The organism is Arthrobacter endolithicus (assembly GCF_026627425.1).
GTDB lineage: Bacteria > Actinomycetota > Actinomycetes > Actinomycetales > Micrococcaceae > Arthrobacter_M.
Window position 1 is genome coordinate 44220 of record NZ_JAPNLH010000010.1, and the last position, 22384, is coordinate 66603.

General features: G+C 64.3%; 19 protein-coding genes and 1 pseudogene. 16 read left to right on the forward strand and 4 right to left on the reverse strand.

Annotation, left to right across the window (positions count from 1 at the left end; translation table 11 throughout):
• Positions 1–18: 18 nt before the first annotated feature.
• The 3 genes from OS914_RS10485 to OS914_RS10495 form a co-directional block, all read right to left on the reverse strand.
• Entirely contained in the window at positions 19–462 is a 444-nt protein-coding gene (locus tag OS914_RS10485) for an Asp23/Gls24 family envelope stress response protein (protein WP_267546012.1), read from the reverse strand.
• Positions 459–638 (reverse strand): hypothetical protein, encoded by a 180-nt coding sequence (locus OS914_RS10490; protein ID WP_196397384.1) that lies wholly within the window; start codon positions 636–638, stop codon positions 459–461. Before OS914_RS10490 ends, OS914_RS10485 begins: the two co-directional genes overlap by 4 nt.
• A 66-nt stretch (positions 639–704) precedes the next feature.
• A complete protein-coding gene (locus OS914_RS10495; protein WP_267546013.1) occupies positions 705–1208 on the reverse strand; it encodes an Asp23/Gls24 family envelope stress response protein in 504 nt (167 codons plus the stop codon).
• Between the two features lie 198 nt (positions 1209–1406).
• On the opposite strand from OS914_RS10495, the gene OS914_RS10500 reads away from it, so the two are divergent.
• The 13 genes from OS914_RS10500 to OS914_RS10560 all read left to right on the forward strand — a co-directional run bounded on the left by OS914_RS10500 (position 1407) and on the right by OS914_RS10560 (position 16319).
• Positions 1407–2006 carry an RNA polymerase sigma factor gene (locus OS914_RS10500; RefSeq protein ID WP_267546014.1) on the forward strand — a complete coding sequence of 200 codons (600 nt, stop codon included), beginning with the start codon at positions 1407–1409 and terminating at the stop codon, positions 2004–2006.
• Complete coding sequence (locus OS914_RS10505) at positions 1997–2602, forward strand: Asp23/Gls24 family envelope stress response protein (protein ID WP_267546015.1); 606 nt, start codon at positions 1997–1999, stop codon at positions 2600–2602. The genes OS914_RS10500 and OS914_RS10505 overlap by 10 nt, the downstream gene beginning before the upstream one ends.
• On the forward strand, positions 2595–2990 hold the full coding sequence (locus tag OS914_RS10510) for an Asp23/Gls24 family envelope stress response protein (protein ID WP_267546016.1): 396 nt from the start codon (positions 2595–2597) through the stop codon (positions 2988–2990). The genes OS914_RS10505 and OS914_RS10510 overlap by 8 nt, the downstream gene beginning before the upstream one ends.
• A gap of 127 nt (positions 2991–3117) precedes the next feature.
• A complete protein-coding gene (locus tag OS914_RS10515) occupies positions 3118–3279 on the forward strand; it encodes a hypothetical protein (RefSeq protein WP_267546017.1) in 162 nt (53 codons plus the stop codon).
• An 84-nt stretch (positions 3280–3363) separates the two neighbouring features.
• Positions 3364–5010, forward strand: a complete 1647-nt coding sequence (gene argS / locus OS914_RS10520; protein WP_267546018.1) for an arginine--tRNA ligase — start codon at positions 3364–3366, stop codon at positions 5008–5010.
• Between the two features lie 6 nt (positions 5011–5016).
• On the forward strand, positions 5017–6624 hold the full coding sequence (locus tag OS914_RS10525) for a diaminopimelate decarboxylase family protein (protein WP_267546019.1): 1608 nt from the start codon (positions 5017–5019) through the stop codon (positions 6622–6624).
• A gap of 142 nt (positions 6625–6766) precedes the next feature.
• Positions 6767–8113, forward strand: a complete 1347-nt coding sequence (locus tag OS914_RS10530; RefSeq protein WP_267546103.1) for a homoserine dehydrogenase — start codon at positions 6767–6769, stop codon at positions 8111–8113.
• On the forward strand, positions 8113–9249 hold the full coding sequence (gene thrC, locus OS914_RS10535; protein WP_267546020.1) for a threonine synthase: 1137 nt from the start codon (positions 8113–8115) through the stop codon (positions 9247–9249). The genes OS914_RS10530 and thrC overlap by 1 nt, the downstream gene beginning before the upstream one ends.
• On the forward strand, positions 9236–10270 hold the full coding sequence (gene thrB / locus OS914_RS10540; protein WP_267546021.1) for a homoserine kinase: 1035 nt from the start codon (positions 9236–9238) through the stop codon (positions 10268–10270). Before thrC ends, thrB begins: the two co-directional genes overlap by 14 nt.
• Before the next feature lie 312 nt (positions 10271–10582).
• Positions 10583–13111, forward strand: a complete 2529-nt coding sequence (rho, locus tag OS914_RS10545; RefSeq protein WP_267546022.1) for a transcription termination factor Rho — start codon at positions 10583–10585, stop codon at positions 13109–13111.
• A 224-nt stretch (positions 13112–13335) separates the two neighbouring features.
• Entirely contained in the window at positions 13336–14409 is a 1074-nt protein-coding gene (gene prfA / locus OS914_RS10550; RefSeq protein ID WP_267546023.1) for a peptide chain release factor 1, read from the forward strand.
• Positions 14410–15363 carry a peptide chain release factor N(5)-glutamine methyltransferase gene (gene prmC, locus OS914_RS10555; RefSeq protein ID WP_267546024.1) on the forward strand — a complete coding sequence of 318 codons (954 nt, stop codon included), beginning with the start codon at positions 14410–14412 and terminating at the stop codon, positions 15361–15363.
• On the forward strand, positions 15360–16319 hold the full coding sequence (locus tag OS914_RS10560) for an L-threonylcarbamoyladenylate synthase (RefSeq protein ID WP_267546025.1): 960 nt from the start codon (positions 15360–15362) through the stop codon (positions 16317–16319). Before prmC ends, OS914_RS10560 begins: the two co-directional genes overlap by 4 nt.
• A 238-nt stretch (positions 16320–16557) precedes the next feature.
• On the opposite strand, the pseudogene OS914_RS10565 reads toward OS914_RS10560, so the two are convergent.
• Positions 16558–17175, reverse strand: a pseudogene (locus tag OS914_RS10565) (NAD-dependent epimerase/dehydratase family protein); the annotation flags it as partial.
• A 244-nt stretch (positions 17176–17419) separates the two neighbouring features.
• Here OS914_RS10565 and OS914_RS10570 point away from each other — a divergent pair.
• From OS914_RS10570 to OS914_RS10580, 3 genes are all read left to right on the forward strand, one after another.
• Positions 17420–19312: a glycosyltransferase gene (locus tag OS914_RS10570; RefSeq protein WP_267546026.1), complete on the forward strand. Its 1893-nt coding sequence runs from the start codon at positions 17420–17422 to the stop codon at positions 19310–19312.
• 155 nt (positions 19313–19467) lie between these two features.
• A complete protein-coding gene (locus tag OS914_RS10575) occupies positions 19468–21300 on the forward strand; it encodes a polysaccharide biosynthesis protein (RefSeq protein ID WP_267546027.1) in 1833 nt (610 codons plus the stop codon).
• The gene (locus OS914_RS10580; RefSeq protein WP_267546028.1) at positions 21300–22313 is read left to right on the forward strand and encodes an MraY family glycosyltransferase; all 1014 of its coding nucleotides are present in this window, start codon (positions 21300–21302) and stop codon (positions 22311–22313) included. The genes OS914_RS10575 and OS914_RS10580 overlap by 1 nt, the downstream gene beginning before the upstream one ends.
• The last annotated feature ends 71 nt before the right edge of the window (positions 22314–22384 follow it).

Consider the following 22384-nt stretch of genomic DNA (forward strand, 5'->3'; position numbering starts at 1 on the left):
ATCGTCCGTCATGCCGACTCACAACAACCGCCTCCGCCCCGGCGCAGCTCCTTCGGTTGTCAACCATGCGACCTTGATATCGACTTGGCGGACCTCAACACCGGTCAGTTCCGTGACCCTGCCCCTGATCCGCTGCCGCAGATCCTCGGTGGCCTGGCGCAATGGAGTCGGGTACAACAGCCCGACCTCAACACTCACCGTGGCAATGTTCCCGCTCAGCTCAACGGAAGCTTTAGGCCGGGCAGACAAATCCGCGTGGGCGCCAATTCCGAGAAATCCTCCGGACGAGCCCCCGGCCGAGGTTTCATCGCTGGCGACCTGGCCGGCAATTTTCTCGATCACCCTGTTTGCCAGCACGGTGTGGCCCCGGGAGCCGAGGTCGTCACCGCCGCTGCCAAAATCTGCACCGGCGTCGTCGTCGACCGTGGTGAGCGGCGGTGCGTAGGCGCCCTGCAGGTTCATCGGCTCGTTGCCTTACCGAACAGGGCTGCCATGTCGAGTTTGCCCTCCGCAACCCGGCCGACCACCAAACCGATGAAGCCCAGGACGATAGCGGACACCAGCGCCCACCACCCGCCGAAAGCTAAGACAATTCCCAGCACCAGACCTATTGTCAGGCACCAACGTGTAGTAGACATAGCCATCCTTTTCGTTCTCGGCATTACGGTCACACCGGGCGGGATTCCCCGCCCGGTGCGGTGGACTTACTGAAGTTCGGTCTTCTGGTCCTGCTGGTCCTGCTGGTCATCGTCGGGGAGGTGCACATCGGTGACATTGATGTTCACTTCGATGACTTCCAGACCGGTGGCCCGCTCGACTGACTGGATGACGTTGCGGCGGATTCCCTGGCTGACATCCACCACGGAGGCTCCGTATTCCACCACGATGGAGACATCGATGGCGGTCTGCCGTTCGCCCTTTTCCACGGATACACCGCCGCTGACGTTGGTCTGGGAACCGGGAATGCGCTCCGCCAGGGCGCTGAAGGCACGACGCCCGGCACTGCCCATGGCGTAGACGCCGGGAACCTCACGGGTGGCCATGCCGGCAAGCTTTTGCACCACGGTTTCCTCGATCGTGGTGTCCCCGCGGTCCGTATGCAGTGCGTCGTTCTTTTTCGGCTGTTCCTGCGGAGCGTTTCGCTTCTGCTCCTCAGGCGTGGCCATAACGCCGCTGGAACTTCCGGGGGTCTTCGTTGCCTCTGACATGGAGAACATCTCCTTCTGAAGGGAATAGTAATCGTGCTTACAAAGATAAAGACGAAGCCCACAGCCAAACGTCACGCAAAACAGCAGATCTTTTTTTCCATCGGTAACGCCGGCGCTCCCACCGGTTCCACCCGAGGCGCGGTTGTGGCATATTAGGGGCAATGCGCCGGTACGCTGCCGGACGGAAACGGGTGGCCGATGGAGCATTACGGACACGGCTACGAGCCGGAACCGGGCCTGGATGAAGGAAGTATTGTCGCCCGCGCGCAGGATGGCGACCTCAGGGCGTTCGAATACCTGGTGAACTCCTATCAGGACCGTCTCTTCCGGCTGGCCTACCGCATGCTCAATGACCGCGGCGATGCCGAGGATGTGGTGCAGGACGCACTAACGGCCAGCTGGCGCGGCCTGGCAATGCTGCAGGACGTGCAGGCGTTCGGTGGCTGGGTCTATCGGCTGGCCACCAACAGATGCCTGGATGTTCTACGGAAACGTTCCACTCGAACCGAGCACATAACAGATCCGCAGGATATTCTTTCCATCAGCATGGACGGAGCTGGATCGGACCAGCTTGCTGACCCCGCCTACGAGGCCGAAAGGACCGCCCGCGACGACAGCCTCACGAGAGTGGTCAACACCCTCCCGCCGGAACAGCGTGCCTGTTGGCTGCTGCGGGAAATGCATGGTCGCAGCTATGCCGAAATCGGTGTAACACTGAAGATAAGCCCAGCGGCGGTGCGTGGACGGCTTGCCCGGGCACGGATCCAGATAGCGGAAGGGATGAGCGAATGGCGTTAGACGACGAACCGCGCTTGGGCTGCGGACGAAGCATCGACCGGATTTGGACCACCGTTGACCAGCCACCCAATGCGCACGAACAAACGTGCGGACAATGCCAGGCGGCCAGGTCGCGGCTGAGAAGCCTCAGGGAGGCAACCCAATCACTGCGCGAAAGCGACGTTCACAATACAGACCTGAAGCCGCGCAGCGGCGTCAAATCCAGCATCATGGATGTCGCCCGGGCAGAGATCCGACGCAGCAGGAGGATCCTCCTGGCCAGCAATGGCAACGGCACAACGGAGATCAGCGAGCAGGCGTTGAGCGCAGTCATCCGGTTGGCAGCTGCGGAGGTTCACGGGATTCATGCGCGGCGATGCCGTATCGAAATAGCCTCCGCCAGTTCCGACAGCTCCGCCGGCGATCGTCCCTCCGGATATCCAGGCCTCGTCGGGTCTCACCTCGTCATTGGTCTTCGGGTTGCAGTCGCCCCGGACATCAATATCCCCCGAACAGTTGAGTCGTTGCGGCAACGGATCATCACTGCCGTTCCGGCCGGCGTCGGTATCAGCGCCGGGACAGTCAACCTCACAGTGGAGGATCTTTACGATGTCTGAAATTCCGCTCCAAAGCCAGGTCATCACGAGCAAACTGGTCGCCTCCCTCGCCGCCCGCACAGCGCTGGAGACCCCCGGTGTCCTCAGGCTCGAGCCCACCGTCCAAGGATTCCTGGCCCGGCTCGGTCCTGCCGCACTGCAGCGACTCTACAATCCGGCCAGCCAGGACGGCACCTACCGGGACGACGGCGTTCGAGTCAGCATCAACGACAACGTCGCCCTGGTCCATCTCGATATAGCTACCGACATCGCCTACACGGCCCTGAACGTTGCTGAAATAGTGCAGCAACGAGTACGCGAGAACATCGGCCACACCGGTCTGGCCGTGGGCCCGGTCGACGTCACCATTCTGGCAATAGAGCCTCCACCACGGGCACGAGTCAGGTAGAGCGCTGCCGGGCCCGTGGTGCGCTGACTGCACCGGCAAGCGAGGCTGAACCGGCAAGCGAGACTGCTCCGGCAAGCGAGCACGGGAGTCACCCGCCAGCGGTACTGTAGACGAAAGGGAGGAACGCATGTCAGTTGCCCAGATTGTGTGGGTCATCGCGGCGATCATCGTCATAGTCGCGGGGTGCGTTGCGTTTCTGTCTCTGGGCCGGCGCCGAGGGCTGAAACGGGTCCGGGACGAACACGTTTCCCGGGATTCACAGTCCAAGGAAAATGACGGGCAATCATGAAATCCACCGACACAAACCATGGAGCGCCAGGGTCCTGGCCCGGGCGATTGGGGGCGCCAGTACGGCCCACCTTATGATTGGCAGGTGACTCCTGACGAACTTTCTGCCGCCATTACCGCCTGCCTCAATGCCGCCGTCGACGCCGGGGACCTTGCCGTTCCCGCCGACGCCGTTCCCGATCAGGTGCGCGTGGAGCGCCCGAAGAGCCGCGAACACGGGGACTGGGCGACCAGCATTGCGCTGCAACTGGCCAAGCCTGCCGGTGTTCCGCCGCGGAAGGTAGCCGAGATCCTGAGCACGCGGCTGGCGGAGATCTCCGGCGTGGCCAAAGTGGATATTGCCGGTCCCGGGTTTTTGAATATCACGGTGGAGGCCGCGGCAGCAGGAGCGCTGGCCCAACACATTGTCGAGGCCGGCAAAGACTACGGGGTCAATGACGCGCTGGACGGACACGTGATCAACATGGAATTTGTCTCCGCCAACCCCACCGGTCCGCTGCACCTGGCACATACCCGGTGGGCCGCCGTCGGCGATTCCATTGCCCGCGTGCTGGCGGCCAGCGGCGCCCAGGTGACCAAGGAGTACTACGTCAACGATGCAGGCTCGCAGATGAACAACTTCGGCGCGTCCGTGCTGGCATCGATTCAGGGTAAACCGACGCCGGAGGGCGGCTATCCGGGACGCTATATTGACGATCTGGCCGCGACCGTGCTGGCCGATCACCCGGATATCCGTGAGCTGACGGATCAGGCGGCGCTTCCCGTGGTGCGTGCGGCCGCCTACCAGGCGCAAATGGCCGACATCAGGGAAACGCTGGCGGACTTTGGCGTGGAATTTGATGTTTACTTCACCGAGCAGGGCCTGCACAACGGTGCCATCGAGGCCGCCGTGCGCAGGCTCCGCGCCCAGGGCCACGTTTTTGACCAGGACGGTGCGGTCTGGCTGCGGACCACGGATTTCGGTGACGACAAGGACAGGGTGCTGATCAGGGCCAACGGCGAACCGACGTATTTCGCCGCCGATGCCGCCTATTACCTGTCGAAAAAGGACCGCGGATTCACCGAGAAGATTTACCTGCTGGGCGCCGATCACCACGGCTATATTGGCCGGTTGAAGGCCATCGCCGCGTGTGCCGGGGACGATCCGGACGTCAACATTGAGGTGCTGATCGGCCAGATGGTTTCCGTTAATGGAGCCCGGCTGTCCAAGCGGGCCGGCAACATTGTGGAACTGCGGGATCTGCTGAACTGGCTCGGTGCCGACGCCTTGCGTTACTCTCTGGGCCGGTCGCCGGCCAACTCGCCGATGTCGCTGGAGCCCGAGGTGCTGCAGAAGAATACGAACGAAAACCCGGTGTTCTACGTGCAGTACGCGCACGCCCGCACCAGCGCGGTGTCCCGCAACGCCGCAGCGGCAGGAGTGCAGCGGACGGCATTCGACGCCGGCGCGCTGAACCACGCGAGCGAATCCGAGCTGCTGGCCCAACTGGGCGCTTACCCGTCGGTGGTTGCCGATGCGGCACGCTTCCGGGAGCCGCACCGGGTGGCACGTCATCTGGAGGTCATTTCCGGCTCGTATCACCGCTGGTATGACTCCTGCCGCGTGACGCCTGTGGGGGATGCGGAAATTACGGACGTTAACCGCACCCGGCTGTGGCTTAACGACGCCACCGGGCAAGTGCTGGCCAACGGGCTGGGCCTGCTGGGTGTTTCCGCGCCGGAGAGGATGTAACCGGTGATGTCTGACAGGAAATCCGTAACGCCCGCTGTGGACCCTGCCGCGGTTGCCGTTGCCTCGGAGCTGGCTCCCGGATGGCTGCCGTACCCGGCCGATGTCAACGAGCTCACGTCGGGGATGTGGGCGCACGACGTCGTCCGGGACGCGGCCGGACAGCTCACCGTAGCCGGGGTCACCGTAGCGGACCTGCACCAGGAATTCGGCACGCCCCTCTTTGTCATCTCCGAGGCGGATTTCCGCCGTCGGGCTCGGGATTTCAAGGACTCATTTGATGCGGCTTTCGCGGATATCTGCGGCGGCGTAGACGTTTATTACGCGGGCAAGGCCTTTCTCAGCATTGAAATCGCACGCTGGGTGGACAGCGAGGGCCTGCGCCTTGACACCTGTTCCGGCGGTGAACTGGCCGTGGCCGCGCGGGCCGGGCTGGCCGGAGAGAAGTTGGGTCTGCACGGAAACAATAAGTCCGACGCCGAGATCAACCGCGCGCTTCAGATGCACCTTGGGCGGATTGTGGTGGACAGCCTCGCCGAACTCGAGCGGGTGGGCAGCATTGCCCGCCAGCGCGGCGAAACGGCAAACGTATTGCTGCGGCTGACCCCTGGAGTACACGCCCATACGCACGAATTCATCGCCACGGCCCATGAGGATCAGAAGTTCGGCCTCTCTATGACAGCCGATTTCCCGGCATCGCAGGTACCCTCGACGGGACCGAATCCCGGAAACGGCCTTTCCGCGGACGCCCCACACTCCGGTGGGATAAGCGCGGCAGAGCAGGCGGTGGCGATGGCTGCGGCGGACCCGGGAATCGAACTGCTCGGACTGCACTGCCATATTGGGTCGCAGATCTTCGAGCCGGAAGGTTTTGAGCTGGCCGCCCAGCGGCTACTGACCTTCCTGGCACAAATGCGGAGCAAGTATTCCCTCGGACTGCCGGAGCTGGATCTGGGGGGTGGCTACGGCATTGCCTACACCGCCGCGGATACCCCGCGCCCGGCCGCGCAAATAGCGCGGGCGATGGCCGCCGTCGTCCGTTCCACCTGCGCGGAGCTGGGCATTACGGCGCCGCGGATCTCGATCGAACCCGGCCGCGCCATCGTCGGCAGCACCACTTTCACCCTCTATAAGACGGGCACGCTCAAGACCGTCAACGTGGAGCTGCCCGCGGCCGGATCACCAGACGCCGGGTCACACGAGCTCGAATCACACGCCGCCCGGCCGCAGGACGCTGCGCAGGTTACGCGGCCGCGGCGCTATGTGTCGGTGGACGGCGGTATGAGTGACAACGCCCGTCCGGTGCTCTACGACGCGGATTATTCGGCGATCCTGGCCGGTCGCAGCTCGACGGCGGTGCCTATGCTGTCCCGCGTGGTGGGTAAACATTGCGAGAGCGGTGACATTGTTGTTAGAGATGTATATCTGCCCGATGACGTCGCAGCGGGGGATCTGCTCGCAGTTCCCGGCACGGGCGCGTACTGCTGGGCTTTGGCCAGTAACTACAACTACGTTCCCCGGCCGCCGGTGGTGGCCGTTAGGGAAGGTTCCGCACGGCTGATAGTGCGCGGCGAAACAGAAGACGATCTACTGGCACGCGATTTAGGGACCGAATAACTTGACGCAGCTCGATACCTCCACGCACTCCGGTGCGGGGACTGAACCATCAAAGCACCAACCGACCCAGGCTCCCCAGCAGGCAACGGCGCCAGCCGGATCGGCGGATCAGACGCCCCACGGCAAGACGCTCAGGGTTGCGCTGCTGGGCTGCGGCAACGTGGGGTCCCAGGTGGCGCGCATTCTGCTCCGCGACGCCGATGCCCTGGCAGCCCGCACCGGCGCGCGCCTGGAACTGTCCGGCATTGCTGTGCGCAGCCTTGACGCCCCCCGGGATGCCGAGCTGCCACGGGAGCTGTTCACCACGGACGCTTCCGCGCTGGTGACGGAGGCGGATATTGTGATCGAGCTGCTCGGCGGAATTGAACCCGCACGGACGCTGATTCTGAGCGCCATTGAGCACGGCGCCTGCGTCGTGACGGGAAACAAAGCATTGCTGGCCGCTGATGGCCCCACGCTGTATGAGAAGGCCGACGCCGCCGGTGTGCAGCTTTCCTACGAGGCAGCGGTGGCCGGCGCCATACCGATCCTGCGCCCCATCCGCGACAGTCTGGCCGGGGACAAGATCACCCGGGTGCTGGGCATCGTCAACGGCACCACCAACTTCATCCTGGACCAAATGGATTCTACCGGCGCGCAGTTTGACGACGCGCTAAAGGAGGCGCAGCGGCTCGGCTACGCCGAGGCGGACCCCACGGCGGACGTCGAGGGCCATGACGCGGCGGCCAAGGCCGCGATCCTTGCCTCGCTGTCCTTCCACACCCGCTTTGCCCTGGAAACTGTGCACTGCGAGGGAATCACCTCGGTCACTGCCGCGGATATTGCGGCGGCCAGGGATGCCGGCTTTGTCATCAAGTTGCTGGCCATCGCGGAGAAGCTGGCCGTTCCGGCCGGCACTGGAGCGTCCGACGGCGGCACGGAGGGTGTGAGCGTTCGGGTGCACCCGACGCTACTGCCGCGGGAGCATCCGCTGGCCGCCGTACACGGCGCCTTCAACGCGGTGTTCATCGAGGCCGAATCCGCCGGTGAGCTGATGTTCTACGGCCAAGGCGCCGGCGGAACACCAACTGCCTCGGCCGTCCTGGGCGATGTGGTCTCCGCCGCCCGCCGGTTGGTCCTCGGCGGCCCGGGCCGCACCGAAACCACAACCGGTCACGTACCGGCGCTCGGGATCGATGCGGTGCAGACCAGTTACTGCATCGGCCTGGACGTTGCTGATCAGCCGGGGGTACTGGCCAGGATTGCGCAGCTCTTCGCGGAACACCAGGTATCCATTGAAACGATGAAGCAGACCATCCACCGGGATCTTTCGTTGTCCACTTCCAAAACGGCAGCGGGCACGGAATTGGACTCGCCGGCACATTCGGCGGAACTGCGAATCGTCACTCACCGTGCTTCCGAAGCCGCGCTCGCGGCCACAGTCCAGGCGATCAGCGCGCTGGATATCATCAATTCCGTAACAAGTGTCCTAAGGGTGGAGGGAGTCTGATGGCTCATCAGTGGCGCGGTGTAGTCCGCGAATATGCAGCACGTTTGCCGGTAACCGAGTCAACCCGGGTGATTACGCTGGGGGAGGGCGGCACCCCGTTGGTGCGGGCGCAGGCGCTGTCTGCGCTCACCGGCTCCGAGGTGTTCCTCAAGGTCGAGGGGATGAACCCGACGGGCAGCTTCAAGGACCGTGGCATGACCATGGCCATGACGGCTGCCGTTGCGGCCGGGGCCAAGGCCGTGGTCTGCGCCTCCACCGGCAACACCTCAGCCTCGGCCGCGGCTTATGCGACGGCGGCCGGACTGACCTGCGCCGTGCTGGTGCCGGCCGGGAAAATCTCGATGGGCAAACTCAGCCAGGCGGTGGCCCATGGCGCCACCTTGCTGCAGGTTGACGGCAACTTCGACAACTGCCTGGACGTGGCGCGCAAGCTGGCTGATTCCTACCCGGTCTTCCTCGTCAACTCGGTTAATCCGGCCCGGATCGAGGGCCAAAAAACCGGTGCCTTCGAGGTTGTGGACAGTTTGGGGGACGCCCCGGACATTCACGTGCTTCCGGTGGGCAACGCGGGCAATATCAGCGCGTATTGGAAGGGCTATAAGGAATACTGCGCTCCGTACGACTCGACCACGGGTGGCACACTGCCCGCCGTTTCGACGAAGACCCCGATCATGTGGGGCTTCCAGGCCGCGGGAGCGGCTCCGTTCGTTGCCGGTCATCCGATTACCGAACCGGACACCATAGCCACTGCCATTCGGATCGGCAATCCCGCGTCCTGGGATCTGGCTGTTGCGGCCAGGGATGAGTCCGGCGGACTGATCGACTCCGTTACCGATGAGCAGATCCTGCACGCGCACCGCTGGTTGTCGGCGAAAGAGGGAGTCTTCGTCGAGCCCGCGTCGGCCGCCGGAGTCGCGGGCCTGCTGAAGAAGCACGAGGCTGGTGAAGTGCCGTCCGGTAAGACCATTGTTATTACCGTGACAGGTCACGGGCTCAAGGACCCGGACTGGGCCTTGAAGAACGCCGACGGCAGCTCGGTGGAGCCGCAGCGGGTGGGGTTCGACGTCGTCACCATTGCCACCGCCCTCGGCCTGGAGGACACGGCAGGAGCAGTCGCCGACAATGGCGCTGAATAACGCGATGGCTGGCGGCACCGCCGGAACCATCGGGCTAAGCATCGCATCCGGCCAACGGGTCACCGTCCGGGTCCCGGCGACGACGGCCAACCTTGGTCCGGGCTTCGACAGCCTGGGCATGGCGGTCTCGCTATATGACTCGCTGACAGTGGAAACGTTCGACGGCGCCGCCGACGCAGGCGGTGAGCGGGAGTTGCTCTTCGAGCTGCGCGGTGAGGGCGCCGCAGCCCTGCCGCGTGACGCCTCACATCTGGCGGTCCGCGCCATGGACGCGGCGTTCAGCCGGCTGGGGTACCGCAGGTCAGGGCTGAAAATAACGGCCGACAATGCCCTGCCGCATGGGCGGGGGCTGGGCTCATCCGCCTCGGCGATCGTTGCGGCAGTCACAGCGGCCAACGCGCTGGTTCCGGAAGCGGCCCGGCAGGATGCGCAATGGGTACTCCAACTGACCTCGGAGCTGGAGGGTCACCCGGACAACGTGGCGCCGGCGATTTTCGGCGCCGTCGCCATTTCCTGGCAGGAAGGGGGGAGGTACCGTTCCGCGCGCGTCACGCCGTCCACGCACGTGATCCCGATTGCCGCGATCCCCGCCGTCGAGCTTTCCACCGAGGTTGCCCGTGCCATGTTGCCGGTGGCCGTTCCGCACGCCGACGCTGCGGCCAACGCCGGACGGACGGCCCTGCTGATTCATGCGCTGAAGGATGATCCAGCGCTCCTGCTGGCCGGAACCGAGGACTTTCTGCACCAGTCGTTCCGGGCGGCCGCGATGGCCGGCAGTGCTGCCCTGATGGACGGATTGCGCGCCGAGGGGTTCGCGGCGTTCATCTCCGGCGCCGGTCCGACGGTGATGACCTTGGCCGACGGCGACGCCGAAGCACAGCGGGCCGTGGCCTTCATTACGGCTTTCGGCGCGTCGACGGACCAGCAGGCCCGACCCGGGGATGAAACCTGCGCCAGCTGGCGCGTCCTGAGACTCAATATTGACGCCGATGGTGCTAAAGTGGAACTGCATCGGTGGTAGCAACCGCCTAGCGTAAAACATGCAGCTGTAACGCTAATTTCTAGTGCGTGTGAATTGCCGTTTTTTGCCGATGCCACCTTCACAGGCCTATTGCCGGTATCCACAGAGCAAATCTGCAGGAGACTGCACCCGCTGCCGGGTGAAACGATGACAGCCAGAAGGTGTTCCACTACCGGCCCTGCCACTATCTACGGTGACGGGGCACGGAGACCAGGCCACACAGCCCGCTGCGCAACAGCTGCAACAGGCGATGGTCAGGGACCAATCACCGCGATCTCAGTGCAGATCGCCCTCGAGGGGGAAGGATCCTTCGTGACAGACACCACAAACCTGACTGCAGGTTTGAGCGATACCGTCAATTCAGCTGATGCAGCACCCGCAAAGAGCACTGGACTAGCCGGCCTTAAGCTGGCGCAGCTTCAGACGCTGGCCGGTCAGCTCGGTATCACCGGCGGCTCGCGGATGCGCAAGGGCGACCTTGTGTCCGCAATTTCCGACCACCAGCGCGGCTCTTCCGTAGCGGACCGCTCCGTCAAGCCCGCCGCCGAGACCGAGTCGGGCAAAAGCCAAATCGGAACAGAGCCAACGGCAGCCTCCGACGGCGAGCCGACTAAGCGCGCCGGAACCAGGGGAAGCCGTAACGGTGCTGCCCGCAGCGGTTCCAGCCGAAACGGATCCTCGCAGAACGGATCGTCCGCCAATGGAACCGTGCAGGACCAGCAGGCGTCCAACGCAGGCGGTCAGTCCGATTCCGGAGCCGAAACCGTGAGCGATGCCGCTCCCGCAGCGGCATCCGAAGCCGCGGCTGAGCGCCCGGCACGAGGCCGTGGGCGCAGCAGGCGCGCCGTGAGCGACGGCGTTATCGCCTCCGCTGCCGGTGCCGACCAGTCCGGTGCCGACGCTCAGACCGGCGGTGCCGCGCAGAGCGACCGTGCTGGTCAGAACACTGACTCCGCCACCAAATCGGACGTAGTGGCCAGCTCGGACGCCGGACAAAACGACGCCGGGCAAAACGACGGCGGACAAAATGACGGGGCGCAAAATGAGGGCGGCAACCGCCGTCCGTCGCGTTCCCGTAACCGACGCAACGGTGAAGCCCGCAATGAACGCTCTCAGACCGGCGCGGAGGGGCAGGCGGAAACGTCGGCTCCGGCTCAGCAGCAGGTAGCCGCGGACAACACTGCCTCGGGGAACACTGCCTCGGCGAACACTGCGGACAACAACGCGGGGGATAACGCTGCCGGGGATTCCACCGACAGCAGCGATCAGCGGAACCAGCAAGCGGACTCCGGCCAGCGGAACCAGGACGGCCAGGACGGCCAGCGCAATCAGCGCGGCCAGCGCAACCGCAACGACGGCAACCGCGAGCAGCGCAGCGATAACCAGCGCAGCGAAAACCAGCGCAGCGAAAACCAGCGCAGCGAAAACCAGCGCAGCGAAAACCAGCGCAGCGATAACCAGCGCAGCGACGATGAAGACGGCTCGCGCAATAGCCGCAACCGTCGCACGCGCCGGGACAGGAATGACCGCTCCGGCGGCCAGGACAGCAATCCGCGCAATGACCGCTTCCGCGACCGCAACGACCGCAACGACCGCAACGACCGCAATGAGCGCCGCCGCGGCCGCAACCAGGGACCGGATTTTGACGATGTCGAGGTAACCGACGACGACGTTCTGCTGCCCGTCGCCGGCATCCTGGACCTGCTCGACAGCTACGCGTTCGTGCGGACCTCCGGCTACCTGCCCGGCTCCAACGACGTGTATGTCTCCCTCGCCCAGGTAAAGAAGTACAACCTGCGCAAGGGTGACGCCGTCGTCGGCGCTATCCGGGCACCGCGCGACGGCGAGGACCGGAGCCAGAACACGGGAACCAGCGCCCGCCAGAAGTTCAACGCCTTGGTCCGCGTGACCAGTGTGAACGGCAAGACGCCCGAGGAACTCAAGGACCGGGTGGAATTCTCCAAGCTGGTTCCGCTGTACCCCTCCGAGCGGCTTCGCCTGGAAACGGACCCCAAGAAGATAGGCCCCCGTGTCATTGACCTGGTGGCCCCGATCGGCAAGGGTCAGCGCGGACTGATCGTGTCCCCGCCGAAGGCCGGAAAGACACTCATCCTGCAGGCAATCGCCAATGCCATCACGATTAACAATCCTGAGGTGCACCTCATGATGGTGCTGGTGGACGAACGCCCGGAAGAAGTCACCGACATGCAGCGCACCGTCAAGGGTGAGGTCATTGCCTCTACCTTCGACCGGCCCGCTGCGGACCATACACAGGTTGCCGAGCTGTCCATCGAGCGCGCCAAGCGCCTGGTGGAGATGGGCATGGACGTGGTGGTGCTGCTGGATTCGATGACCCGACTGGGCCGCGCGTACAACAACTCCGCTCCTTCCTCCGGACGCATTCTCTCCGGTGGTGTCGACGCGGCAGCGCTGTACCCGCCTAAGCGATTCTTCGGCGCGGCCCGCAATATTGAAAACGGCGGCTCGCTGACCATTTTGGCCACGGCACTGGTGGAAACCGGGTCCAAGGCCGACGAGGTCATCTTCGAGGAGTTCAAGGGCACCGGAAATATGGAGCTCCGCCTGTCCCGCCAGCTGGCGGATAAGCGGATCTTCCCGGCCGTGGACGTGAACGCGTCGGGTACGCGCCGCGAGGAGAACCTGCTGTCCCCGGATGAGGTCAAGATCATGTGGAAGCTGCGCCGGGTCCTGTCGGGTCTGGAAATGCAGCAGTCGCTTGAACTGCTGATGACCAAAATGCGTGAGACGGGCTCCAACGTGGAGTTCCTGATGCAGGTGCAGAAGACGACGCTGGGCGTAAAGTCCGACGACGACAAATAGTTAGTGCCTAAGCCGCCTTTGTTGTGATGAGGGCCGTCCGCGTCCCTGACTGCTCCCGATGCCTGCAAGCCCGCATCGGGTCCGTCGCAGTCAGGGGCCATCGCGGCCCCGTAAGCCGTCCCCCGGCCTCATCACAACTATGGCGGCTTTGTCATTCCCGCTGGTGTCCGGTGATATTCCGTCGTCGTCATTAGACTCAGGTGTGAGTCGAAAGAGGTTTGAATATGTTTGAATCCATCCAGGGGCTATTGGATGAGCATGCGGAACTTCAGCTGCGGCTCAGTGATCCCGCGGTGCATGCCGATCAGGGGCTTGCCCGCAAGCTGGGACGGCGCTACGCCGAGCTGAGTGGGATCGTCGAGGGCTACCATCAGGTGGAAACGCTCACCGACGATCTGGCGGCTGCGCGAGAGATGGCCGCGGAAGACGCCGAATTCGCTGCCGAGGTTCCCGTGCTGGAGGAGTCGCTGCTGACCGCTCAGGAGAAACTGCGCCGGCTGCTGATCCCGCGGGATCCCGATGACGCCCGGGACGTGATTCTTGAGGTCAAGGCGGGGGAGGGGGGAGATGAGTCCGCGCTGTTCGCCGCGGACCTGGTCCGGATGTACACCCGCTACGCGGAAAACCGGGGCTGGAAGACCGAGGTTATTTCCGCCACGGAGTCCGATCTGGGCGGTTACAAGGATATTTCGATTGCGGTCAAGGGACGCTCCAATGATCCGGCCGAGGGTGTCTTTGCCCGGTTGAAGTTTGAGGGGGGCGTACACCGCGTCCAGCGGGTGCCGGTCACCGAGTCACAGGGGCGGATCCATACTTCCGCTGCCGGGGTGCTGGTGCTGCCGGAGGTGGATGAGCCTGAAGAGGTCGCGATCAGCCAGAATGACCTGAAGATTGATGTCTACCGCTCGTCCGGTCCCGGCGGCCAGTCCGTCAACACGACCGACTCCGCCGTTCGCATTACTCACCTTCCTACCGGCATCGTGGTGGCGATGCAGAACGAGAAGTCGCAGCTGCAGAACAAGGAGGCCGGGATGCGCGTGCTGCGGGCCCGTATCCTTGCCCACCAGCAGGCCATCGTCGATGCCGAAAATTCCGCGGTCCGCAAGTCCCAGATCAGGACGATGGACCGGTCCGAACGGATCCGCACCTACAACTATCCGGAAAACCGCATTGCCGATCACCGGACGGGCTATAAGGCGTATAACCTGGATCAGGTGATGAACGGCGATCTGGAACCGGTGGTGCAATCCGCCATTGAAATGGACGAGCAGGCGCGGCTGGACGCCATCGGCGACTAAGTGGCGCAGCAAACGCTGGCAGAGGCTGTGGCCAACGCCACAGCCGTGCTGAGCGCCGCAGGTGTCCCGTCTCCCCGGGTCGACGCGGAGTTGCTCGCTGACCACCTGCTGCGGGTGGGGCTGGGCCGGTTGCGCGCCTTAATGCTTGGGGGCACACCCGAACCCACCGGCTACGCAGCCCTGGTTGCGCGGCGGGCACAGCGGGTCCCGCTGCAGCATCTGACCGGTGTGGCGTATTTTCGTTATCTGGAACTTGCCGTGGGACCCGGAGTCTTCATTCCCCGGCCGGAGACGGAATCCGTGGTTCAGCTGGCCGTGGACCGGCTGGCAGAACTGCTGGACGCGGCAGAACAGACTCCGTTCAGTGCCCCAGCTCCCGTCGTGGTGGATCTCGGTACGGGATCGGGTGCCATTGCCGGCTCGCTGGCACTTGAGGTCCCGCGGGCGCGGGTGTTCGCCGTCGAGCTGGGTGCGGAAGCCTACTCATTTGCCGAGCGCAATCTGGCGCCGCTCCCGGTCACACTGGTGCAGGGCGATCTGCGGACAGCCTTCCCCGAGCTCGACGGTTCCGCCGACGTCGTCGTGTCCAATCCGCCCTACATTCCGGCAGGAGCGGTACCGCGTGAGCCGGAAGTGGCCAACTATGATCCTCATCAGGCGCTCTACGGCGGCGGCGAGGACGGCATGGAACTTCCGACGGCAGCGGCAACGACGGCCGCCAGACTGCTGAAACCTGGCGGATATTTTGTCCTGGAACACGCCGAAGTACAAAGTCCGCAAATGGCGGCGCTGTTGCGGGAATCCGGCTGCTGGTCCGAGGTCAGGACCCATCCTGACCTCAACGGCCGGGACCGGGCCACCAGCGCGATCCGTGCCGCTGACGGCAGCCGCGATCACGGGGCGCGGGACGGCGGCGAGGGTGCGGGACCTGATGATGAAAGAATGGCTACGTGAGTACCACATCCTATAACTGCACGTCCGAGGATCAGCGCGCCGAGGGCCTGGCACATGCACAAAAAGCGATTGCCGCCAAGCAGGTTGTCGTCATGCCCACGGACACCGTCTATGGCATAGCGGCAGATGCCTTTTCGCCGCAGGCGGTGGCGACACTGCTGGCTGCCAAGGGCCGCGGCCGATCCATGCCGCCGCCGGTGCTGATTCCCCGGCTCAACACGATGGACGGGCTGGCCACGGACATCACTGACGACGCGCGGAAGCTTGCGCAGCAGTTCTGGCCCGGCGGTCTGACGCTGATTTTCCATGCACAGCCAACGCTCACGTGGGACCTTGGCGACACGAAGGGTACCGTCGCCTTGCGGATGCCCGATGACAAACTGGCCCTGGATCTGCTGACCATTACGGGCCCGTTGGCCGTTTCGTCGGCCAACCGGACGGGTCAGGCGGCTGCGCAGAGCGCGTCCGAGGCACGATCCCAACTGGCGGAGTCGGTGGAGGTTTACCTGGAGGCGGGTTTTCGGCCATTGGAGGGCACGGATCCGCTGCCATCGACCATCGTTGATGCCACCGGCGGGAGCCTGCGTGTGGTCCGGTCCGGCGCCATCCCGCTGGAACGTCTGCGCGACGTCGTTCCATCCATTATGGGCCTGGGCGAGGAACTGCCGGAGACCGACGATCAGGCTGCCTTTACGGAGGCAGCAGCGCCGGCCGTCGCCAATGCAGCCGTGCCGGCCGTGCCGGAAAGCCCAGTTGGGCTGGATAGTCCCGTTGAACTAGAGGCCTCCGCAGCTACAACAGCGGAGCGGATTTCCGTCGGTGACGGCGATTCTCCGGACCGTGCAGAGCCGCATGCTGCGCAGCCGCCTGCCGAAGGACTGCCGGAGCGTGCGGATGGGGAAGTAATCCCTCCCGCTCTGCCCAGCCACGATGTTGCGCCTGGCCAAACCACATAAGTTCAAGGCGCCGCAGTGAACCATGCAGACGTTCACCGGCGAGCCGGGACAAGAAATACCCGCTGTACAGCGCCGACCTGCAGAGCCACGCCGGAAGTTGCAGGGGTTTCCTTCCTCCGGCGGCCGCCAAGACGTCGGTGACGCTCAGCCCTTCCCACGGCTGCAGTACGATCGCCGGCACGGGGCCGGCATGGAGCGCGATTTCTGCGGTAAACCACGCCAACGCGTTGATGGAGCTGACCGGCGTCGGAGCGGTGCCGGGAGCGGCAACCGAAGCAAGGGGTGAGGCGGCAAGCCTGGCCAGTGCCGCCGTCGTCGGACGTCCCGGTCCCTGAACGGATGTGGCCCGCAGAATTACGGCCTCGGTTCCGCCATGCTCGACCTTGAGCAAGGCCTCCTCGCCCAAGGATTTGGAGCGCGAATAGGCGGAAAAGGGGACCCGGTCGGTTGATTCATCGAGCAGCGGCCGGTGCCCCTGCACCGCAGCGCTGCTGAGCTGAACCACGCGGTGGACGCCTGCCTGCGCTGCCGCCGCGGCAACGATACAGGGGAGCAGTGCGTTGGCTCCGGTCAGGGCAGGTGAACCGGCCTGGCCCGGTGTGGCCAGGCCGGCGGCGTTGACCACCACATCCACCCCGGCAAACCCGGCAGCCAGTTGTGCAGTCACGGTTGCCGACCCCTGTGAGCCTGCTTCATGGACCAGATCGGCCACCGTGTCCGCGGAAGATTCCAGCCGCGGGGCGTGTACGGGGCGGATAGCCAGGCCGCGGGCGGCAAGTTCCGCTGCGACGGCCGAGCCAACAAATCCGCCGGCCCCTAGTACTGCAACTAGCACGTCCTGATTCTCCGCCTTCATTAATACGGTCCGTGTCCTTGCCCGGATGGCACCTTCGGCCCAGCCCCTAACGCCAAGTTTGCGCAGGGCTATGTCTGCAGCGCCGATCTCCGTGGGCGTAGGGCCCCGTTAGACTGATAGCCGGTACCCGTAAAATGAGTCTACCGGCCACTTCACGGCCGGTGGCTGCCGGACAAGAATCATGGGGCTTCCCCAAGCAGCCGGAATGACCGCCTGCAGACCTCTGGAAGGTATTTGACGAGGAATGAATTCCCCGGATTTTGGCGCGGGCAGCCCGCGAGTCGTTGCTGTTGTGGTCAGCTACAACCGGAGGGAGCTCCTCGGGAAAACGCTGCAGGGTATTGCCGGCGGTTCGCTGCTGCCGGATGTGGTGGTGGTGGTGGATAACGCGTCAACGGACGGCTCGGCCGGCTTCGTCCGGGACACGGAGCTGCCATACCCGGTGGACCTCGTGGAATTGTCGGTGAATCTCGGCGGAGCCGGCGGTTTTGCCGCCGGTATAGAGCGGGCCGTCCTGCAGCATTCTGCGGACCTGGTCTGGGTAATGGACGACGACACGGAGCCGCAGCGGCAATCTCTGCGCGCCTTGGTGGATGCGTGGCAGAACTATTCACCCGCGCCCGAGCGCAGACCCTCCTTGTTGGCCAGCCGCGTGGTCTGGGTTGACGGTAGGGACCACCCGATGAACACCATGGGCCCTCGGATTGGTGCGACCCGACAGCAGAAGCGCGCGGCGGAGCAGGTCAATGCGATGCCCATCCGGTCGGCTTCCTTTGTTTCCGCGATGATGAGCGGCGCAGCCATTCGGGAGCACGGACTGCCGCGCGCGGATTACTTTATTTGGAACGATGACTTCGAGTTCACGACCCGGTTGTCGCGCTTTGCCGATGCGATCCAGGTTCCGGCCTCGGTGGTGACACACCACACGGCCAAGTTTGGCAGTTCGGATGTGGACCCAGGCCCACGGTTCTATTACGACGTGCGGAACAAATTGTGGACGTTCAGCCGCTCACGTTCGCTGGCCGGCTGGGAAAAATTCCTGTACTCCGGGGCCACCGTGCGGATGTGGATCCGGGCACTGGCCCGTTCCGGCAACCGCCGCGTGCTGCTGGACGGGCTGGTGCGTGGCGGGCGTGCCGCGCTGCATGCCCCGCGCCCCAATGCGGAGGTCTTTGCCGGTATCTATCCGATCTCCGAGCTGACCCCCGCGGTAGTGCAACCGGCCGGGGATCAGCCGGAGCCCGCCCGCGCAGGGCCATCCTCCTTAGGCCAGCAGCCCGGACCCGCCGGCGCGGACCTGCCCTTTAGCGTATTGATGCCCGTTTATGCCAATGACTCGCCGGAGCGGTTCCGCCGCGCCTTTGATTCCGCCTCCTGGCAGCAAAGCGTCCGCCCGCACGAAATCGTCATTGTCCAGGACGGCCCGGTGGGGCCGGAGCTCGAGAGCGTACTGTCCGGACTATCCGGGAGGACCGCGATTCCGGTCAAGCGCATCACTTTGGCAGAACACGCCGGGCTCACTGCCGCACTGTCCATCGGGCTGACCCACTGCAGCTATGACGTCGTGGCACGGGCGGACGCTGACGATGTCTGCCTGCCCTACCGCTTTGAGCGCCAACTGCCGCTCATAGCGGCCGGTGCTGACCTTGTCGGCGCGGGTATGCAGGAGATCGGGGGAAGCGAATCCGAGCTGCACGCGGTCCGGACGGTGCCCGTGGGCGCCAACGCCATCCGCCGGGCATCGGCGATGCGCAACCCGATCAACCACCCCACGGCAGTCTTTCGGGTCTCGGCCGTCCAGCGGGTCGGCGGGTATCAGCATGTCCCGCAGGCAGAGGATTACTGGCTGTGGATGCGGATGCTGGCGGCAGGGGCGACCGTGGAAAATGTCAACGAGCCGCTGGTCCTCTACCGGGTCAGCGCCGGATCCTATGAACGGCGCGGCGGGCTGAAGATCTTCCGTGCCGAGCTGACGCTGCAGTCCAGGCTACTGGCCGCCGGCTATATCTCCCGGCTGCAGTACCTGCGCAATATCGTTGTCCGCGGGAGCTACCGGTTCCTGCCGACGCCGCTGCGCATGGGCAGCTATCGGACCCTCGTCGCACCCGCAGGCCGGACGGCCGGCAGTGCTCAGTGAAGGCGCTGCGCGGGAAGTCCGGCCATCCGATGTACTTTTAGAAGGGCAAGCCGTCATTCGAACGGTCCGCGCACTTTCCCACAAACGGCTGCAGCCCCGTGGTGAACGCGTCAGGGCCGTAGTGTGCAACGGAATTTCTTGAACAGGGTGTGAGTGTGGTCAGCGACAATAAATCCGATACCAAACCGGCGCTATGGTTGTGGTCCCAGTTTGTGCTCGATTCCTTTGCCTGGGTCGTGGCGATCGCGCTGGCGTTACTGCTGCGCTATGAGCTTGATGTCACCCTGATCCACGTTGGCGGGACCGTCCTGCTGATGGTTGTTGCCATCGTGACTCAGCTGATCGCAGGATGGTCCCTGGCGCTGTACCGCGGAAGATACGCCTTCGGCAGCTTCCATGAAGCCAGGATCCTTGTCGTTGTAACGCTGATCGTGGCGGCCGTGATGTTCGTTTTCCTGTACCTGCTGGTCAGCGAAATCCACATTGCCCGAAGTGTCGGCGCCATCGCGTTCCCGTTCGCCTGCCTGTTCATGGCGGCCATCCGCTATATGAAACGCCTGTATGTGGAGGGCAAGGCAAGGTCCGGCGAGGGGACGCAGAAAACGCTGGTCTATGGGGCCGGATTCCTGGGCAAATCGCTGATCAACCGCATGCTGCAGGATCACGAGTCGCCGTACTTCCCGGTTGGTTTGATCGACGACGATGCCGCCAAGAAGCACCTGCGGCTCTCCTCTGTTTCGGTGCTCGGCCGTGGGAATGACCTGCCGGAGATTATCCGCCGGACCAAGGCGACGGTCCTTGTGCTCGCCTTCGCCCATGTAGAGGCGGCCAAGGTTCGGGAGATATCCGACGCCGTCGCCGGTCTGCACGTGCGCGTCTTGGTGCTGCCGCCGCTGAAGGATATGCTCGCCGGGGATAACGCGGGCCTGTCCGATTTCCGTGAAATTGATGTTGCAGACCTGATCGGGCGGCGTCCGGTGGAAATCGAACTGGATCAGATTGCCGGTTACGTCACGGGCAAACGCGTTCTGGTTACCGGTGCCGGGGGATCGATTGGCTCCGAATTGTGCCGCCAGCTTTCCGGCTTCCACCCCGCGGAACTGATCATGCTGGACCATGACGAGACGGGTCTGCAGCAGACGCAGATTTCGATTTCCGGCCATGGACTGCTCAACGGCAAGGACACCGTGCTGGCCGACATCCGCGATCCGGATGCGCTCAATCGCATCTTCTGCGAACGCCGGCCCGAGGTGGTCTTCCACGCAGCCGCGCTCAAGCACGCCCCGCTGCTCCAGCAGTATCCGGAAGAGGGCTGGAAAACCAATACGCTGGGATCTCTCAATGTGCTTCGCGCGGCGCAGTCCGTGTCCGTTCAGACGTATGTCAATGTCTCCACCGACAAGGCCGCCAGCCCGACGACGGCGCTCGGCCATTCGAAACGGGCTGCGGAGAAGCTGACGGCCTGGATGGCACAGCAGACCGGGAAAAGCTATGTTTCGGTGCGCTTCGGCAATGTGATCGGCAGCCGGGGTTCGATGCTGCCGCTCTTTACCGAGCAGATCCGCACCGGTGGTCCCATTACTGTCACGCATCCGGAGGTGACACGTTTTTTCATGACCATTCCGGAAGCATGCCAGCTGGTGATTCAGGCCGGTGCTATCGGCAGCGGCGGTGACGTGCTGATCCTGGACATGGGGGAGCCGGTCAGGATTCTGGATGTGGCCCGGCGGATGATCGCCATGTCCGGCAAAGACATCGAGATTATCTACACCGGGCTCAGACCCAGTGAAAAAATGCATGAACAGCTCATCGGGGTGGGGGAGGAGGACGCCAAGGCGCTGCATCCGAAGATTTCCCACACCACGGCCGTTCCGCTGGCACCGGATGCACTGAGTCTGGACACCTGGCTGCTGCGCTGCGCGCTGGAATCGGGACCAGCCGAAGAGGATCTGGAAGAAGCCGACGACGACCTGGCTGCGGGCGCGTGATGGCCGTCCTGGTTGCGGCGCTGGCGCTGGCCCTGAGCCTGCTGCTGCCCTTCGCATTCAAACCCTGGCTGTTGCGCCGGGGTGTGCTCGATATTCCCTCCGACCGGTCCTCGCATAGCATCCCCACCATCCGCGGGATGGGAATTACCATCGCCATCGCGCTGGCCGCGGCCATGATCGCGGCGCTCTTTGCCACCGTGGAGCGGGCGGACAGCTTCATCTTGGTAACTGCCGTGGTCGTGATGGTGGCAGCGGCAACCATTGGCTGGGTCGAGGATCTGCGCGGGCTAGGGGTGCGGGTCCGCGCCGGCCTTCAGCTCGGCCTCGGGCTGTTGGGTACTGCGGCTCTGGCCACCGTTGCACAAGGGCATGCCTTTTGGTGGATCCCGGCTGGGGCTGTCGCGGTGGCGGCTTACATCAATGTTGCCAACTTCATGGACGGCATCAACGGCATTTCCGGCATGCACGGGCTGGTGGTTGGTGTCTTTTATGCCTTGGCCGGGCAGTACACCGGGCACAGCTGGCTGATCTATGCAGGCGTAGCAATAGCGGGTGCCTTTGCCGGATTCCTGCCCTGGAACCTGAGCCGAGGCGGCGTGTTTCTGGGCGACGTCGGCAGCTATCTGCTGGGCGCGGCCATCTCCGTGACCGCCGTGGCGGCCTTCCTGTCCGGCGTGTCGGTGGAGTACATCTTTTCGCCGGTGCTGATCTACCTGGCGGACACCTTCGTCACCTTAATCCGGCGCATCATCGCGGGGGAGCGCTGGTATGCCCCGCACCGCCAGCATGCGTACCAGCGGCTCGTTATTGTCGGACTGAGTCACCTCCAGGCGACGGCGGTAGTGACAATTGCGACGGTGGCAACGAGCATTCTCGGCGTGCTGGCCGCCCGCGGCGGAATGGCAGCGTCAGTGCCGATGGGAATCCTCTGTGCGATCGTCGTGGTGCTCTATCTGCGCACCCCCACGATCTTCCAGCGGATCATCGGCCGGCGCCCACTGCTGCGTGAGTAACACTTCTATCTCGTGTAGAATTTAGGCCGGTGCTCTCGTCGCTGCCCACAGCGTCGGAGTCCAGTCCAGAC

Bases quoted from the DNA above. Each gene is read 5' to 3' on its own strand.
- prfA (WP_267546023.1), top strand. From the start codon at position 13,336: ATGTTTGAATCCATCCAGGGGCTATTGGATGAGCATGCGGAACTTCAG.
- OS914_RS10505 (WP_267546015.1), top strand. From the start codon at position 1,997: ATGGCGTTAGACGACGAACCGCGCTTGGGCTGCGGACGAAGCATCGAC.
- thrB (WP_267546021.1), top strand. From the start codon at position 9,236: ATGGCGCTGAATAACGCGATGGCTGGCGGCACCGCCGGAACCATCGGG.
- OS914_RS10510 (WP_267546016.1), top strand. From the start codon at position 2,595: ATGTCTGAAATTCCGCTCCAAAGCCAGGTCATCACGAGCAAACTGGTC.
- OS914_RS10500 (WP_267546014.1), top strand. From the start codon at position 1,407: ATGGAGCATTACGGACACGGCTACGAGCCGGAACCGGGCCTGGATGAA.
- OS914_RS10515 (WP_267546017.1), top strand. From the start codon at position 3,118: ATGTCAGTTGCCCAGATTGTGTGGGTCATCGCGGCGATCATCGTCATA.
- OS914_RS10580 (WP_267546028.1), top strand. From the start codon at position 21,300: ATGGCCGTCCTGGTTGCGGCGCTGGCGCTGGCCCTGAGCCTGCTGCTG.
- OS914_RS10490 (WP_196397384.1), bottom strand. From the start codon at position 638: ATGTCTACTACACGTTGGTGCCTGACAATAGGTCTGGTGCTGGGAATT.
- OS914_RS10485 (WP_267546012.1), bottom strand. From the start codon at position 462: ATGAACCTGCAGGGCGCCTACGCACCGCCGCTCACCACGGTCGACGAC.
- thrC (WP_267546020.1), top strand. From the start codon at position 8,113: ATGGCTCATCAGTGGCGCGGTGTAGTCCGCGAATATGCAGCACGTTTG.
- OS914_RS10570 (WP_267546026.1), top strand. From the start codon at position 17,420: ATGAATTCCCCGGATTTTGGCGCGGGCAGCCCGCGAGTCGTTGCTGTT.
- OS914_RS10495 (WP_267546013.1), bottom strand. From the start codon at position 1,208: ATGTCAGAGGCAACGAAGACCCCCGGAAGTTCCAGCGGCGTTATGGCC.
- OS914_RS10525 (WP_267546019.1), top strand. From the start codon at position 5,017: ATGTCTGACAGGAAATCCGTAACGCCCGCTGTGGACCCTGCCGCGGTT.